This is a genomic window from Flavobacterium humidisoli, assembly GCF_023272795.1.
In the GTDB taxonomy this organism is placed as follows: Bacteria; Bacteroidota; Bacteroidia; order Flavobacteriales; family Flavobacteriaceae; genus Flavobacterium; species Flavobacterium humidisoli.
Map to the genome: position 1 here is coordinate 3110781 of NZ_CP096829.1, position 16331 is coordinate 3127111.

7 protein-coding genes are annotated in these 16331 nt (G+C 35.1%); all 7 read right to left on the reverse strand.

The features are described from left to right. Positions 1 to 24 precede the first annotated feature (24 nt). Positions 25 to 2208 (reverse strand): M1 family metallopeptidase, encoded by a 2184-nt coding sequence (locus tag M0M44_RS13330; protein WP_248726084.1) that lies wholly within the window; start codon positions 2206 to 2208, stop codon positions 25 to 27. 22 nt (positions 2209 to 2230) lie between these two features. After that, on the reverse strand, positions 2231 to 5326 hold the full coding sequence (locus tag M0M44_RS13335; protein WP_248726085.1) for a DUF5107 domain-containing protein: 3096 nt from the start codon (positions 5324 to 5326) through the stop codon (positions 2231 to 2233). Between the two features lie 208 nt (positions 5327 to 5534). Then, a complete protein-coding gene (locus M0M44_RS13340) occupies positions 5535 to 8537 on the reverse strand; it encodes a glycoside hydrolase domain-containing protein (protein ID WP_248726086.1) in 3003 nt (1000 codons plus the stop codon). Positions 8538 to 8574: 37 nt separating this feature from the next. Next, entirely contained in the window at positions 8575 to 9570 is a 996-nt protein-coding gene (locus M0M44_RS13345; protein WP_248726087.1) for a c-type cytochrome, read from the reverse strand. A 12-nt stretch (positions 9571 to 9582) separates the two neighbouring features. Further along, a complete protein-coding gene (locus M0M44_RS13350) occupies positions 9583 to 10989 on the reverse strand; it encodes an aryl-sulfate sulfotransferase (protein ID WP_248726088.1) in 1407 nt (468 codons plus the stop codon). 96 nt (positions 10990 to 11085) lie between these two features. Continuing rightward, a complete protein-coding gene (locus M0M44_RS13355; protein ID WP_248726089.1) occupies positions 11086 to 12597 on the reverse strand; it encodes a RagB/SusD family nutrient uptake outer membrane protein in 1512 nt (503 codons plus the stop codon). A 36-nt stretch (positions 12598 to 12633) separates the two neighbouring features. Continuing rightward, positions 12634 to 15738: a SusC/RagA family TonB-linked outer membrane protein gene (locus M0M44_RS13360; RefSeq protein WP_248726090.1), complete on the reverse strand. Its 3105-nt coding sequence runs from the start codon at positions 15736 to 15738 to the stop codon at positions 12634 to 12636. Positions 15739 to 16331 lie beyond the last annotated feature (593 nt).

The window sequence follows — 16331 nt, forward strand, 5'->3', positions numbered from 1 at the left end:
AACAGATTCTAAGGATTCTAATAATTATTTTTGACTACTAAATCTTTTCATTAATGGTGTCACATGTTTTTGAGTGTCATCATCTAATGAAGCCAATGCTTTATCTGCTTCGGCTGGCGCATATTTTGTTAATCCTGTAATTCCTGCTGCAATTACGTTGTAGGATTGCTCCTTAATACTTTCTTCCATCAATGCTTTATAAGAAGCATCACCAGTAGAAGCTAATTTTACAATAGCATTTGCTCTGGCAATGGTCTTTTTATCGTTTTTAGCAATGTCAAGAAGTGTTTTTAAAACCTGATCTTTGGTTTGTTTTTCATTTAAATCAATTGCTTTGATGCTCAGTACTCGTAAGTCTTCTTGAGGATCTTTTAAACCTTCCAGTAAAATAAGTTGCGATTCCTGACTTCTGTCTTTTGAAGCAAATTTTATAGCTTCAATTCGGTTGTAATACGATGGCGCATTTTTATACTGAAAAAGATAATCAACAGCCGTTTTTTTATCTACATTCACTTCGCCAACTAGGATTTTATCTGGATCTAAATCTACAAATTCAGGTTTTGAAGGAAGGTCAAAGCTGAAACTTTGTTCTCTTTTAGTAATTAAAATATCCTTTCTTATTTTAGTTCCGTTTACGTAAAAATCAACTTTTAAAGGCAACGTAAAGGTTTGTACTACACTATCCTGAGATTGACTAATCGTAATGATAATTTTTCCGTTGGCGTATTTGTAAGTCACATCAAGAATAGGACTTCCAGCATTGTAATACCACTGATCAAAATAAGGCAACCAGTCTTTTCCAGTCACTTCTTCCATCGATAAGCGCAGTTGGTGCGGTTCGCCAGATTTGTAAGCATTAGTCGTTAAATAATGATTCAATCCTTTAAAAAAGGCTTCGTCACCCATTTGGTTTTTCATGGCATACAAAATAATAGAACCTTTAGAATAGCTGATATTATCAAACATATCGTCTGCATTGTTGTAATGAAAACGTGCTAAAATAGGACTGTCACCATTTTTTTGAGAGCGTAAATAATTCTGCAATTTTTCATAACGTGATCTGTCTTCTCCATCTTGTCCAGCATCGTGACCATGCCAAAGCACTTCTCCAAAAGTGGCAAACGATTCATTCATTGTTAAGTTTGACCAAGATTCAGCTGTAACATAATCTCCAAACCATTGATGAAAAAGTTCGTGAGCAATGGTGCTTTCCTGATTATCATCTAATAATTCTCGCTCTGTTTTTTGAACATATTCGCCATGAACTGTCGCTGAAGTATTTTCCATTGCGCCTCCAAAATAGTCTTTCACTACAATTTGCGCATATTTTGCCCAAGGATATTCTACTCCAAGCATTTTGCTGTAAAAATTCATCATATCTGGCGTTTTGTAAAAAATCTGTTTAGCATAAGGCGCATATTTTGGCTCTAAATAATAGCTTACTTCTTTACCATTATAAGAATCTTTATAGATTTTAAAATCTCCAACGGCCATCATAAATAAATAGGGAGCATTTGGCTGTTCCATTTTCCAGATATCGGTTCTTGTTCCGTCTTTATTTACTTTTTGTGAAGTTAATTTACCGTTTGAAAGTGTGGTATATTTTGCCTCAACTGTTATCGCAATTTCAGATGTTGTTTTCTGATTTGGTTTGTCGATTGTCGGGAACCAGCAAGAGGAAGCTTCCGTTTCGCCTTGAGTCCAAATTTGTGTTGGTTTGTCTCCTTTTCCGTCAGGATTAATAAAATACAATCCGTTTGAGTTGGTAATCGATTCGCCAGCTTTGCTTTTCAGTTCTGCTGGTTTTGCGGTGTAATTAATGTAAATCGTATACTTTTCAGTGCTTTTGTATGTTCTGTTTAAAGCGATTGAAAGTTCTTCGTTATCGTATTTGTATTGCAACGGAATACTTTTTTTACCGTCAATAATAGCAATTTCTTTGAAATCCATTCCTTTTGCATCCAGTTTAAGCGAATCGGTTTCGTAAAAATGCGGTTTTAAGGTAATCCATTCTTTTCCGTACAAATAACGTTTTCCGTAATCGAATGAAACTTCCAGCTTGGTATGAATTAAATCATGCGTTTTTAAAGGAGTAGTGCGATAAATTGACAATTCATCAGTCTTTTCTGCTTTGTTTTGTGCTTCTATTTTTGGACTCATCAAAAGGACAAGACCAAAAAAAGAATATTTAAAAAAAAGGTTTTTCATTTTAATTGTTTTTGAAAGTTCTTTACAGTTTTTCGATAATTCTAACTTCTCCGTCTTTTTCATCTTCACTTAAAATATTAGATTGTTTTTTGGTGTAAGACAAGAAAGTCCACTGTACTATTTTATTGGTCGGATACAAGTCTGCTTGAGTTTTAATCCATTTTTCAGCCTCCTGAGCTGATGAAGTTTTTTCTATCGCCCAAGCCGAAATCAATTGATTGGCTGGAAGAAAATTCATAACCGTATTATCCACTACAGGCTGAAAAGCGACGATTTTTTCTAAAGATTTCGAAGCCATTTCTTTGTTTCCAAGATTGGTATAACATTGATAATCCAGCCAGTTTTCTAGTCTTTCATCTATGTTTTCGTCATAAGGTTTTCCTACGCCTAAATTTTCTGGGAACAGTTTGGCATCGGCAATAAATTGCAATGCTTTTTTGTATTGTTTGTTTTTGATTTCTGCCAAAGCCTGCATCAATTTAGCTTCGTGATACAATTGTCGTCCTGCAATTGCGCCTTCAAAAGGAAGGATTTGCAATTTGGTTAAGAAAATATCAGCTTCACGGTATTTTTTGTTCAGCAACAATGTTTTGGCATATAACATTCCGATCAAATAATTGTCTTGATGTTTTTTATAAAAAGATTCAGCTGTAGTAAGCGCTTTGTCAAATTGTTTTTGAGCGATGTAATGTTCTGCAAGCATTTTATGGTATCTCCAGCCTTGCGGATCTAATTTTATAGCCTGCTGAAGACTTGCCAATACAACTGCAGCATCATCTTTAAATAAAGAAGCTTTAGCTCCATAAAAAGCAGGATCATTTGGTTTTGTACCGCATTGAGAAAATAATTCTTTTGCCTGAGAAATTTCATTACGATTCCATTCAATTAAACCTAAATGATATTTTAATTGGTATTGATCGTTGGTCTGAATTAATTTCTTTAAGATTTCAGCGGTTTCATTTCTGAAAGGAAAACTAGTACCAGGTTTGATTTTACTTACGTCAACTGGTTTGTTTTCTAAAAATGCTTTCCAATATATAATTTCGGCACTTTGTTCTGCAATAGAAAACACTTTTAAAGCCTCTTCTTTTCGGCTAATATTATTGTACCAAATTCCTAATTCAAGAAAAGTTTGTTCTGGCATTTCGTTTTGAATGGCAGCAGTAAAAGCATTTTTTGAATCGTTTGAATTATTCGAAAGGTATTTTTCAAAATCAGCAAAATGATTCAGCGGATCTAATTTTGTAATGGTTTTTAAAACCGAATTAGCTTTATCCGAATTATTTTCAAGACGATACAAAACGGCCAAAACCTGTAAACCTTCTACATTATATTGATTATTCAGAAGACTTTTCTCGGCATATTCAACAGCTTTTGGCAAATCGTTTTCTGCCAAATAAATTTTGCTTAAAGCGGTGTAAGCCGGACTACGGAATTCAACGCTTGCCGCAGCAATATCAAAACCGTCTTTTGCATCGGTGTTATTTCCTAAATGGAAATTAGCCAAAGCATAAAAATAATTTGCCGCAGGGTCGTAAGTATCTATCGCTAAAGCTTTGCTTGCTGTATTTACCGCTCCTTTGTAATCTAATTTTCTGATTTGTAAAGATGCCAATGCAGAAAGAGCAGGAGCGTAGTTTGGATCTAATTTCAAACAAGCATTAAGTTTATCTTCAGCTAGAATATAATCTTTAAAACTGATGTAATTTTTTCCCTGCAGATACAATCCGTAAACCGAATTATGATCAAAGTTTTTTGGAATTTCTACTGGACGATTAATATTTCCATCTTCAGGAGCACCGTTCCAAACTAGTTTATTGCCACCTAAAATAAATTTCAATTTATTAAAATCAGCTTTTACCTGAATCGAATCTTTAAATGTTTGGAGCGTATTCAAAGTAATATCTTTAGAATACACTTTTTTATCGCCTTCGAAAACTTCAATTTTTTCATTTAGTTTTTGAAGCGGAGAGAAATAGATTTTCAGCCAGCCATTTTCATTTTTTATATTAACGGCACCATAATTATTTGCCTTTACAAAACCTTTTGTCTGTTTTACCGGAAACCAGTATTCGGTCCAAGTATCGGTTTGATAAGGCGCAAAGGAACGTTGTTTAAAAGGCGTAAGATTACTGCTTTCGCTTGCCTGATTAAATAATCTTCCGCTTTGCACTTCTACGTATTGTCCGTCAGTATCAGTTAATAATTTTTCCCAAATCATTCCTTGCTGCGACAATCCCCAAATCCATATTTTTTTGCCAGGCTTATCGTCATGATTGCCATATCTTCCCATTCCGAAATCTTCGTCATGATAATATCCTCCAAAGAAATCATCATATTTCCCGAAAACGTGATACGATTTATAACCGCCGAAATTATTGTTTTTGTAGAAAGATAAGTCTTTGCCATTTTCTTTGTCAATTGGCCACGAATTGTATTCTCCGTTATGGCCAATATAAGTTTGTCCTGGATAAATAAACTGCAGATTTTCAGATGCTTTTATTCCTGTATTCATCCAAGTATAATAAGGCTGCTCAAATTCGGTTGTATTGGACCAAAATGAATTTGTGGTGAAATACGCTTTATCTTTTGGCAGATTGATGTCTAATTTCCAAGAAGTTCTCGTTAATAAATCTAAGACTCCGATTACGCAGCTAATGCTTCCATCTTCTTGGTTTATGATTTTATAATCGACAGGAGTGGCACAGTTTGGTGTGTGTCCGATAATTCCATAATTACCTTCAACACCGCCGCTTGTCCAAGGTCCGCGCATGGCAATGTCTCTAAATTTTACCACATGATTATTGTACACAATATCTTTTCCTGTAGATTTTTCTATAGCCGACCAGACTTTTCCGCCAATTTCTGGCAAAATCATCAGTTTGATATAATCATTTTCGATTTCGATCACTTTCCATTCTTTTTGAACAGGTTTATCTGTAAAACCGTCAAAACGGAAATACGGATAAAACTTGGTATCTGGTTTGGGAATCGGATCTGGATCTGAGAAAGGATATGTGGCAAATACTTTTTTGTATTCTTTTATAGTGGGTTTGTTTTGTGCTGTGACAAAGAGGCTTCCAAAAAGTAGAATTGATAATAATGGTTTGAATTTCATGATGGAGAGCTTGGTTATTTGTGGTTATTTCGTAATAGTTATTGTGTGAAAGTCCCAGCGGGACGTAATATTTATAGAAATACAATTTTATGTCGATAGAAGCCCCAGCGGGGCGATATATTTCGCTCCGCTGGAGCTTTATAAAATCGTGATGAATTATCTATAAATATTACGCTCCTCTGGAGCTTAGACTAATCGGGTCTATTAATTACTTAACAATCAATAACCATCCTTTTCCCTTCGGAACAGTTATTTCGTCTTTTGCTGTAAATGTTTTAGCTGGCTGGAAATTAGTAACTTCTGGAGCTGTAATAGTTGCTTTTGCAGGATTGATTCCTAGTTTTTTCCAGTCGATATTCAGTTTTACATTTACATCAGCATCTGCCCAGCTTGCAATTGAAATTAAAGCCGTTCCGTTCTTTTTGTAAACTGTTGCCAAAACTTTAGCATTGTTTGTTTTTACAGGACAATTTTCGCTCCAGTATCCAATCATTTCAGAGCCTTTAATTCCGAAAGAATCCCATACTTTCCAGATGTTTCTTGGGTCAGCACCATCGCTCCAAGGCAATCTGTTTGTCATTCCGTAAACCATTCCTCTCCACGGATTTCCGCCATCTTGAAGCATTTCGCCCATTAATCCGAAAGGAATTCCGCTTACCTCGGTTAAGAAAAAGTCAGGTTGGTTTTTTTCGTAATCAAAATATTCTCCAAACCATAATTTATTGATGTACGGGAAATGCTCCATGTATAAATTGGCACTGTTATTAAATCCGTCACTTTTGTTGTATTGATTCGCACTGTGTAAATCGATAATTCCAGGATGTCCGTCTTTAGTCAGAACTCTTTTGATACGTTTCATTGTGATTCTGTCAAAAGCAACATCGTCCAGATAAATTCCGTCAATACCCACATTTTGAGTAAGCCAGTTCATTCCTTCCACATAATAATTGTGCCAACGGTTCATGCCGCTGTTTACGATTGCTGCATCTTTAATTTCAGGAACAAACCAAGCTGCGATATAATCGTCGCCAACATGTTCTTGAAGCCAAGAGAATCCGCCTCCTTTTCCTGGAGAATAAATTTCGTGGCCTAAACTTCTTAAAGCGAAAGTCTCATAAGCTTTGTTTGAAACCTCTCTACCGGTATTGTAGATTTTTACTTTTAAACCTTTTTGATGTGCTTCATCGATATACGTTTTCATCTTTTTAAATTCGATAAAAGGATAATTGATATATGGATTGATTGCGTTTGCGTGGTGAATATTAATTACCGTTGCACCAGTTTTAGCAATAGAATCGATCGGGCTGTATTTGTGGTAAAACTTTGTATCCCATTGAAAATCTGTGTTTATAGTATGGAATGGCGTAATCAACAAGTTGAAATTATAATATAAAACATCGCCTTTTTTCATTGTTCTAGCGCCACTATAAGCATTTACTACAACCGATTTTGGGTTTGGTGTAATGGTAATTCCACCTTTGTTGTCATTACCCCAAGAAGTTGGCAATAATAAAGGTTTTTGCAAATAGAAATTGGTGTTTAATGGACGGCTGTATTTTTCGTCTCTAAGAGAAAATTGTAATCCAGAATTTACAGCACCAATCCAAGCACCGTCTTGATTTTTGTGAGCAACGTCCCATTTCCAGTCAAAAGTTGCAGGCCGATCTCCGCCTTTTTGACCTAATCCCATCATGTATTTTGCAGAAGCTGGCTGCATAGGCATTTGGAAATTGATATCATTAAAAGAAACATCTTCAAGAGCAGTAACTTTTACTGTATAATGTACAAAACCGTCAAATTCAACAGAGGCATTAATATCCATTTGAACTGATTTTGAAGTCGAGGTGTTTTCCCAAGAAACGGTTCCAGCTTCTTTTTTAGTAAATTTTACACCACTGTTTTTCCATTGTGCTTCTTTTCCAGATGCATCAACAAAATGAAAATCAATTGGAGAACTTAAAATGTCATTTGCTTTTGTAGTTACTGTAGTCATTTCTGGAGTAAAGAACGTCTGAATTTGTGCAGGAAACCCGTTTGGAGCTAGAATCAGTTTTCTTCCTAATAAAGCAATTTCAGAATTGTTTACCGTTAATGGAGTATAAGGCGCAATAACTGTATTTTCTTGCGCTAATGTGGAGTTTAACCATTTTAAACGTGTCATTTTCTCAGGACTGTCAATGCCGCCGTTTTTGGTTACTTCGTTAGAAACTGTTATTTGAAGATTGATTTCTTTTGATTTTCCGTCAGCTGTAACTGTTGCTTTTCCTGCATAAGTTCCAGCCGCTGCCGTTTGCGGAACATCGATACCGCACCACATAGCCTGAATTTTTCCTTTTGAAACCGAAACAATACTAGCAAATGGACTGCCATCATATCTTGTTCCGTCCGTATTAATACAGCTGATATCTTTAGCATCTATAGTTGCACCAGTTGTACTAACTAAATTGGTAAAAGATACTTTTACATTTTTTAAATCTTCAAGAGCGTAAACACCTAATTGAAAAGCTAAATATTCGCCTTTCATTGCGGTATCAGCAAAACTGTTTTGAACGCCTTTCTGAATCCATCTTTGCGGTAAATCTGATTTTAATTTAATAGAATGTTCTCTGTCTTCTGGGAAAACTAAGAAAGAATTTCCGCTATTTTTTGCCACAAGAGCAGAAGTCTCAGCAGCTGTAGCAATTACTTCCATTGGGTAAAAACTATTGAAAGCATTTACGCTCTGAATCTCTGTTACAGCAGTATTGTCTTTTAAGTTTGCTTTTATATTAGAAAGCCATTGTGCATCGGCTTTGTTTTCAGGTTTTTGATAAATTCCTTTTGGATAATTTGCCGTTCCTTCGTCTACATAAGGCATATAATAAACGTAATATGTTCCTTTTCCAGAAATGGGTTCAAAGAAAATAGTTCCGTTTTCTCTATTAATGTTTTCGGTTTTTATATTCTGAACTTCCTTTCCAGATGCATCCTGAACAATGATTTTTTTAAGTTCTGGATTTGTATCTCTTCTTCGCCATTCGATAGTTGTTTTAGCAACATTTCCTGAACCAGTAAAAGCAATTACAGCGCGGTGATTTCCTAATTGATTCGGATTCCAGCTGTCATTTCCGTCTGAATATTTAATTTGTGCAGTTAGAGGAATGCTGATCGTGATAAAACACATAATCAATATTCTTCTTAAAAGCGTTGTGTTGTTTAGGTTTAGTTTCATTGTATTGTATAATCAGGTTAAATAGTATATTTTGAATTTAGTAAACAGCTTTCCATCCTTGTTTTTTCCAGTAAGCAATAATCGGTTTGTAAGGCCCGTATTTATGCTGTTCTTCAGAGAAATTATCGTTAAACGGGCTGTGTGCGTAATCGATAGGTTTGCCCATTTTATCCGGATAATCAAATGTTTTAGGATTTGGTCTGGCATGAATTTTATCATCATTTACATAAGCTGCAATATCAAGCGCTTGTTTGTCTGTAAGATATGGTTTTCCAAGCAGTACTTTATCATAAGGCATATTGCTTTTTAGCCATTGCGCCTGTTTGATCACACGGTGCATGCTAGAACCTGGCTGATAACCGTATTGTCCCCAAAGTGGAGGATAGGTGTAACCCGATTTGTCGGCATTGTAAACTCCCTCGCCATTATTTCCGTGACATCTTGCGCAGTTTTCAGCAAATAAAACTTTTCCTCTTTCTGGGCTTGCGGCAACATCTGGAAATTCAATTTCTAAATTTTTAGCTCCTTTAAAATTACCATCTTTCGGAACAAATTTGCTAATCCATTTAAAATAAGATAAAAACGCCACCATTTCTTTACTGTCTAGCGGAAGCGGTTTTCCAGAATGCGGGCGCATAATGCAGTTATTAACTCTTTCTGCTAGTGTAAGCACCTTGTTTTCGCGCCCGCGATATTGTGGATAATTATCATGTGAAGACATTAAATTGAATGCATGAGGCTTTGTACCAGCATCTTGATGACAATTGGTGCAGTTCATTTTATTGCCTAAATATTTTCCATTTATTCCGTTGGGACCAATATAATAAGCTGTTTTCATCATTAATTCTCTTCCATAACGAACCGATTCTCCAAATTGATCGTCTGGAATTTTAGAAGTATCAATTGTAATATAACCTTCATCATCTTCTTCGGTTGCTTTTGCAGCCAAAGTTTGAGAATTTGATTTGGTACAGGAATTGAAAACAGCAATCGATAATGCTGAAAAAAGCCCGATAAGAATTGTTTTTTTCATGGTTACTATTTTTTAATTTAGAAGAAAAGGTTTCAGTTTTTCTTCAGGAATAAAGATTGTTCTATATGGCGGAATTTCAGATTCTAAAGCCCATAGTAAAACGCCTTTTTTATTGGTTAAAACGGTAATATGTCTTTTTGAACAACAAACCAAAAAGAGGTCTTTACTGATCCTATAAGCGCTTCCCATTCTGTCGTTGTAAATATCTTTTGGCAATTGGATATGGAAATCAAGTTTTACAGCATTGTTTTTTTCGTCAACTTTTAAGGCAAAAACAGAAGATTGTTTTATATCTACGCCATTATCAAAAAATAGTAAACTTCCGTCTTGATCGATATGAGCTGCGTGCGCCTGAGAGAAATTGGTATCTGGAGGCATTTTCATTGTTCCCCCTTTTCCTAATTTCCAGATTACTTTTCCAGTTTTAGAATTGATTTTCCAAATCTGGCCGTTGTTATAGAAAGAGATCAGAAAATTTCCATCGGTATCATAACTCAAACTATTGGCATGTGTCCAGTCCTTTTTGGTTTTTAGTAAATCTTTATCTTTAAATGGATCTAAGTCATCAAAAACGCTCCATTTCCAAAGCTGTTTTCCTTTTTTATCTAAAATTAAGATTCCGTCTCCGTTGATTGTGTCTTGTTTTTTACCTCCAATAGAAGTTAGATCCATTATTTTTTGATCTACTGTTATGGTGACAATTTCGTTAGCCGATTTTTTTATGATTTCATGGTGAATGACTTGTTTTAAATCACCTTCACCTTTTTTGATGTGAGTTAAAGTATCGCCTTGAAGATTAATTTCAAGAATTTCGCTTCCATAACTTGTTGGTTCGTCATTTGTTCCTAAAATTGAAAGTATGGTTTGTTCTTTAGTATAATGAACTACTTTAAATCCAGTTCCTTCAAGGGTATGGTACCATCTTAAATTTCCTTTATAATCAACAATATAAGCCGTTCCAGGAGTTTCTCTTTTTGCTAAAAGCATAAAGCCTTTTTTGAAATTTTCTGGCAATAATTCTGGTTTCGGACAATTGGCTTTAAATTGTTTCTGAAGCCATTCTGGAAGTTTTCTAGATTTGAAAGTATAAACTTTACTGGTTTGTTTAATGCCGTCTTGAACTGTAATTAATTGAAAACTATAACTGGTTTCAGGAGTTATGTTGCAAAGTACCAGCGAATGTTTAAGACCTGAATTTGAAATAGGAGAGGTGATTTTACTTTGAGTTCCTTTTTTGTCCGACCAATATTCTGCATATACCTGTGCCTGATCATTCGTAGTAACATCGATCTGAATTTTCAATTCGTTGTTGCCATGAGTGCCAATATTGATATTGGAGATAATTTGGTTATTAGAACAACTTGCCAATGCAAGTAAGACTAAAATAAAACTTCCTTTTTGTATTAATTTTTTGATCATCTGAAAAGCTTCTTTTGTGAAACAGAAAAATACTTTTATTGTTATAAAAAATCAAGAATAGACAGACATTTAACTGTCTATTCTTGATTGGATATTCTATTGTCTATCAGCGTTGCTTAAGTTCGGATTAAGGTCGACCTGACTTTGCGGATATGTATAATACTTGTTTTGTGGCATTTTAATTAAAGCTGCTTCTCCAACTCTTAGGTGGTATGCATTTACCAAAACATCATATTTGTTCATTCTGATTAAGTCGGAACGACGTTTTCCTTCGTAGAAAAGTTCCCAGCCTCTTTCTTGTAAAATAGCATCTCTCAAACTAGTCTGAGTATGATCTGATAAAACTAGAAGTTTAGCATGCGATCTTCCTTTTACTTGGTTAATAAGATCTATTGCTTCCTGAGTTGGCCCACTAATTTCGTTTAATGCTTCAGCTCTGCTCAATAAAACATCCGCATAACGAAGAATATTTACACTATGACCATCATAATAAGTAGTCGTTTCGTCATCAGCATATTTTTTTGTAGAAACGTCTTGCATGTATAACTCTCCTGCTGGCGGCTGAGCTCCCAACGAAGGCGCTTGTTTATGAAGAAGACCATCTGTACCCATAAATTCTGGGAAGAAACATTGTTTTCTTTCGTCTTCATCGCCAAAAGTGTTGTAGAAATCCCAGTTTACCGTATAATACTGCCATCTGTTCTGAACAACAGGATGATCAACTGGACCAAAGTGGTTTAATAATTCCGTTCCGTTTGTATTAGCATCACTCAAAGAAGAGAAGATGTTTTCGCTACACCATTTGTTACTTTCTTTAAACAAACCTAAGTAAGAAGGATAAAGTTGGTATTCGTTTAAATCCATTACTTGTTTGGTAAGAGTTGCTACTTTTTGCCAGTCGTGGCTTCTTAAGTACAATTTTGCCAATAGTGTAAGAGCTGCACCTTTTGTAGCACGGCCTACATCATTGGTGCCATAAATTTCATTGTTTTTGTAATTAAGAGGAAGAACATCGGCAGCTTCAGTCAATTCTTTAATCATGAAAGCATCAATTTCTTCTACAGAAGATGGCGGAGTCTGATCCAAATATCCAGGGTTTCCTAGATTAGCTTCTGTAATTAAAATTACTGGTCCCCAAGAATCTGTCAAATCCATATAAGCAGAACATCTTAAGAATTTTGCTTCTGCAATAAATTGAGCTTTTTCAGCAGCTGTAATACCGCCCATTGGTGTAATGTTGAAGATAGCATTGTTGGCATTGGCAATTAATTTATACATGGCGTTCCAGTCTTCTTTTAAAAGACCGTTTGCAGAATTCCAAGTTCCCAACGATAATTGTCCTGGATCTCCTCCAAATTGGCAATGCCCTAAGTCTGTCGCAATATCTGTCAAAGCAAAGTGTCTTGTAGCCCAATACGAGAAGTTATCGCCTACAGAAGGGCCTTTCAGCCTTCCATAAATGGAATTGATAGCCGCAATAGCATCCGATTTTGTCTGATACCCATTGGTATTAGTCAAACTGCTATATACCGTAGGATCCAAATCTTGGTTGCACGAAAATTGTGTCCCAGCGGTAAGTAAAAGTAATAAGATTGTATATTTTTTCATTTGAATCAATTTAATGTTACTAAAAAGCATTTTAGACTAGTGAATTGCTACTTTAATTCCAAGTATAAAAGTTCTTGAAGCTGGGAACGAGTTAAAATCGATTCCTCCACCTAAATTTTGTTTTGTGGCATTGTCGGGAGTAAAGTGTCCATTAACCTCAGGATCATTTCCAGAATAGTTTGTAATCGTCAATAAATTTTGTCCGATCGCATACAATCTGATACTATCAATAAATTTCACTGTTTTTAAAGCACTTTCTGGAATTGTATATCCGATAGAAACATTTTTCAGACGCAAGTAAGAGGCTTCTTCAACAAATTTAGAATTCACATAACTTCCGTAAGTACTTTTGTAATAACCATCTCTCGGAATATCTGTGTTTTCATTTTTTCCAGCAACCCAACGGTTTAGTGCATCTGTGCTTGTAGAAGACTCACCAACCATTTTAGTCATATTGTAAACTGAATAGTCGAAAGCACCTTGAAAAAAGATATTCATGTCAAAGTTTCTATATTTGAAATCGTTATTAAAACCAGCTACATAATGCGGAATAGAGTTTCCTAGATACGTTCTGTCTTTTGCTGTAATTTGACCATCACCATCAACGTCTACATATTTTGGATCTCCAGCAACAGATAACGGCTGTGGAGCATAAGTTTCTCCAGTTTTGATAACTCCTGCATATTTATAGCCAAATAAAACTCCCATTTCTTTTCCTGGCTCCAATCTTGTAAATTCTTGACCAGAAACCGTTCCACTTGGATTCGAAGTATTTGTACTGATAATTTTTACATTGTCAGCTAGAGATACTACTTCTTGTTTATTGTATGCAACATTTAATGAAGTTGTCCAAGTAAATTTATCATTTCTAAAGTTTGTAGTGCTTATTCCTAACTCGACACCATGGTTATCAATAACTCCTGCATTAATTCTTTGAGTATCAAATCCCCACCATCCTCCAACAGGAACATTTAAAAGGGCATCGCTAGTTCTTTTTTTGTAATAATCGAATGTAACAGAAATTTTATCATTAAATAAGCCTAAATCTAAACCAATGTCTGTTTGAGCAGTTTGTTCCCATTTCAGATTTGGGTTAGCTAAATTGGCAGGCTCAGTTCCCGCTACAAATTGATCTGGAGCAATAGTTACACCCCAAGAAGACAATCGGCTCATGTAAGCATAATCTCCAATTCCATCACTACCTGTAATACCATAACTCGCTCTCAATTTAAGTTCTGAAATTGCTTTTACGTTTTGCATAAAAGATTCGTTAGAGATTTTCCAAGCAACAGCTCCAGAAGGGAAAATACCAAATCGGTTATTTGGTCCAAAACGAGAAGAACCGTCTTTTCTAATCGTAAAAGTGGCTAAGTATTTATCATTGAACGCATAATTTAACCTTCCAAAATAAGAAGTCAATTTCGTTTCTGTTTTTTCTGTTTCAGGTTTTAAATACACTGAAGCTCCTTGCAGATTGTAATAAGTCAATAAATCGCTTGAGAAACCTGTACCAGCTGCTCTTACTCTCTCAAATGTGTCTTTTTGATTGGAAGTACCAATCATTGCTGTTATGGAATGTACTTCTTTGATATCAAATTTATAAGTCAAATATTGCTCCGTACTCCATCTGAAATAGGTTTTGTTTTCTTCAGAACCAGAACCTTTCAAAGCTGCTCCAGCTACTAAAGTACTTGGAGTATATTTTCCTTGAATATTTTCCTGCCATTCTGCACCAGCACCAAAGTGATACGTTAAGCCTTTAATGATTTGATAATCTAAAAACATGTTTCCGTTTACCAATCTGTTGATTGTGTGATCTGTAGGCTCAAGTAAAAGTGCTAAAGCATTATCCTTTCCTTGAAATTTATAATACGAACCATCTGCATTGTAAATTGGAATAGTTGGTGGAGCAGTTTGAATAGAGAACATTGGAGATAAGATATTATCGCCAAAATCACTATTATTCCCTTCAGCGACAGCGCCATAAGCATTCATTCCCATGTTTAGCTTATCGTTGAATTTCTTTTCTGAACCCATTCTCACACTATATCTTTCAAAATTAGTGTTTACGATAGCTCCAGTTTGTTTTAAATAGTTTCCAGAAAGAAAGAATTTTGAAGTTTGGTCGCTTCCGCTAAAAGTAAGCGTTCTGTTAAGGACTTCACCAGTACGAGTTGCAGCGTCAAACCAGTTCGTATTGGCAACAGGAAAGCTAGAAGGGAAAAGCGGAGGTCTTCCGTTTTCAGCATTAAGAGCATTCTGATAATCGGCATATTGTTGTCCAGTCATTAAAGAAGGCTCTTTTATGATGTTTTGAAAACCATCAGAAATCTCAGCCTCAACATTCATTTTTCCAGCTTTCCCTTTTTTAGTAGTAATCAAAATTACCCCATTTCCTCCACGAGCACCATAAATTGCTGTAGAAGCGGCATCTTTAAGAATCTGAATGTTTTCAATGTCGTTTGGACTAATAGAACCTCCTGTACTAGTAATGAATCCGTCTACTACATAAAGAGGAGCGTTAGAAGTATTAATGGAGTTTCCACCTCTAATTACAACTTGAGGATTTGTTCCTGGTGCATAACTGTTTTGCTGAACCTGTACTCCAGAAGCACGTCCTTGAAGCGCTTGTCCTACGTTTGCAACCGTTCCGCCTAAGTTTAAATTGTCTTTACTAAGCGAACTTACAGAACCAGTAAGGTCTTTTTTCTTAGATTTTCCGTATCCAATAACAACTTCTTCTAATTTTTGTCCAGCTTCTTTCATGACAATTTTTAGAGGAGCGCTTCCTATGCTTACTTCCTGATCTTCCATACCAATGTAAGTAATTACAAGTTTTGTAGCATTGTCAGGAACTGTAATAGCAAAACTTCCGTCAACATCAGTCTGAACTCCTTTGGTACTACCTTTTACTACTACGTTGGCACCTGGAAGAGGCAGGCCATTTTGATCTGTAACTGTTCCTTTTACTGTTTTTTCAAAAAATATAGCTTTATAGTTTTTGTCTAAAGTGTTTATTGAAGATGTTGCCGAAGCCTGAAGTGTAAAAACTAATAGCGAAAGAACGGTCAGTCTAATTTCTTTGCGGGATAAATTGTTAATCCGAAAATCTCTTGGCTTTTTTTGGGTTAATAATTTCATACTTTAAATTGGTTTTGGTTAATGTTTAATTGTTTTTTCCTTGTTTGTAGGTTTTAGATTTCTTTTTCGATCGTGGAATTCATTTTGTTTTTTTTAGTTATGTGTTGATTACATTCTTTTCTATGCAAATAAGAGGTTTTGCTTTTGCGCTAAACACGGCTTGTTTAGTTCTATTTTCTTCTTTTTTAAAGGTTAAAAATCACCCTAATTTTTGCATAATTAACTTAGTTTTAAGATTAATCTCTGACGAAACTAGAGATTATATTTTTATAAAACAAGAAAAAACACAAAAAATGTGCTCGAACACACAAAATTTATGTTCTCGAGCACATAAAATTGTGCGAATCGTTTTTTTTGACTTAAATTGATGTGATATTTTTAAAATAATTTGAAAAATGAAGAGTATGCGAAATGCGTTGTTTTTTGAATTATAAATAAGGAATTATTAAAAACTTATGAATTTCGCAACAACAAATGTAAAAACGTAAAAATTAAACCGTTTTTTCTTATGGATTAAATGAGGAAAATTTTAGTTTTTATTATGAATTCAGATTGTTTTTGCAAACAATTTTTGAACTATATTGGTCGTGGGG

Excerpts from the sequence above, each read along its gene's own strand:
- M0M44_RS13330 (WP_248726084.1), bottom strand. The coding sequence starts at position 2,208 with ATGAAAAACCTTTTTTTTAAATATTCTTTTTTTGGTCTTGTCCTTTTG.
- M0M44_RS13335 (WP_248726085.1), bottom strand. The coding sequence starts at position 5,326 with ATGAAATTCAAACCATTATTATCAATTCTACTTTTTGGAAGCCTCTTT.
- M0M44_RS13340 (WP_248726086.1), bottom strand. The coding sequence starts at position 8,537 with ATGAAACTAAACCTAAACAACACAACGCTTTTAAGAAGAATATTGATT.
- M0M44_RS13345 (WP_248726087.1), bottom strand. The coding sequence starts at position 9,570 with ATGAAAAAAACAATTCTTATCGGGCTTTTTTCAGCATTATCGATTGCT.
- M0M44_RS13350 (WP_248726088.1), bottom strand. The coding sequence starts at position 10,989 with ATGATCAAAAAATTAATACAAAAAGGAAGTTTTATTTTAGTCTTACTT.
- M0M44_RS13355 (WP_248726089.1), bottom strand. The coding sequence starts at position 12,597 with ATGAAAAAATATACAATCTTATTACTTTTACTTACCGCTGGGACACAA.
- M0M44_RS13360 (WP_248726090.1), bottom strand. The coding sequence starts at position 15,738 with ATGAAATTATTAACCCAAAAAAAGCCAAGAGATTTTCGGATTAACAAT.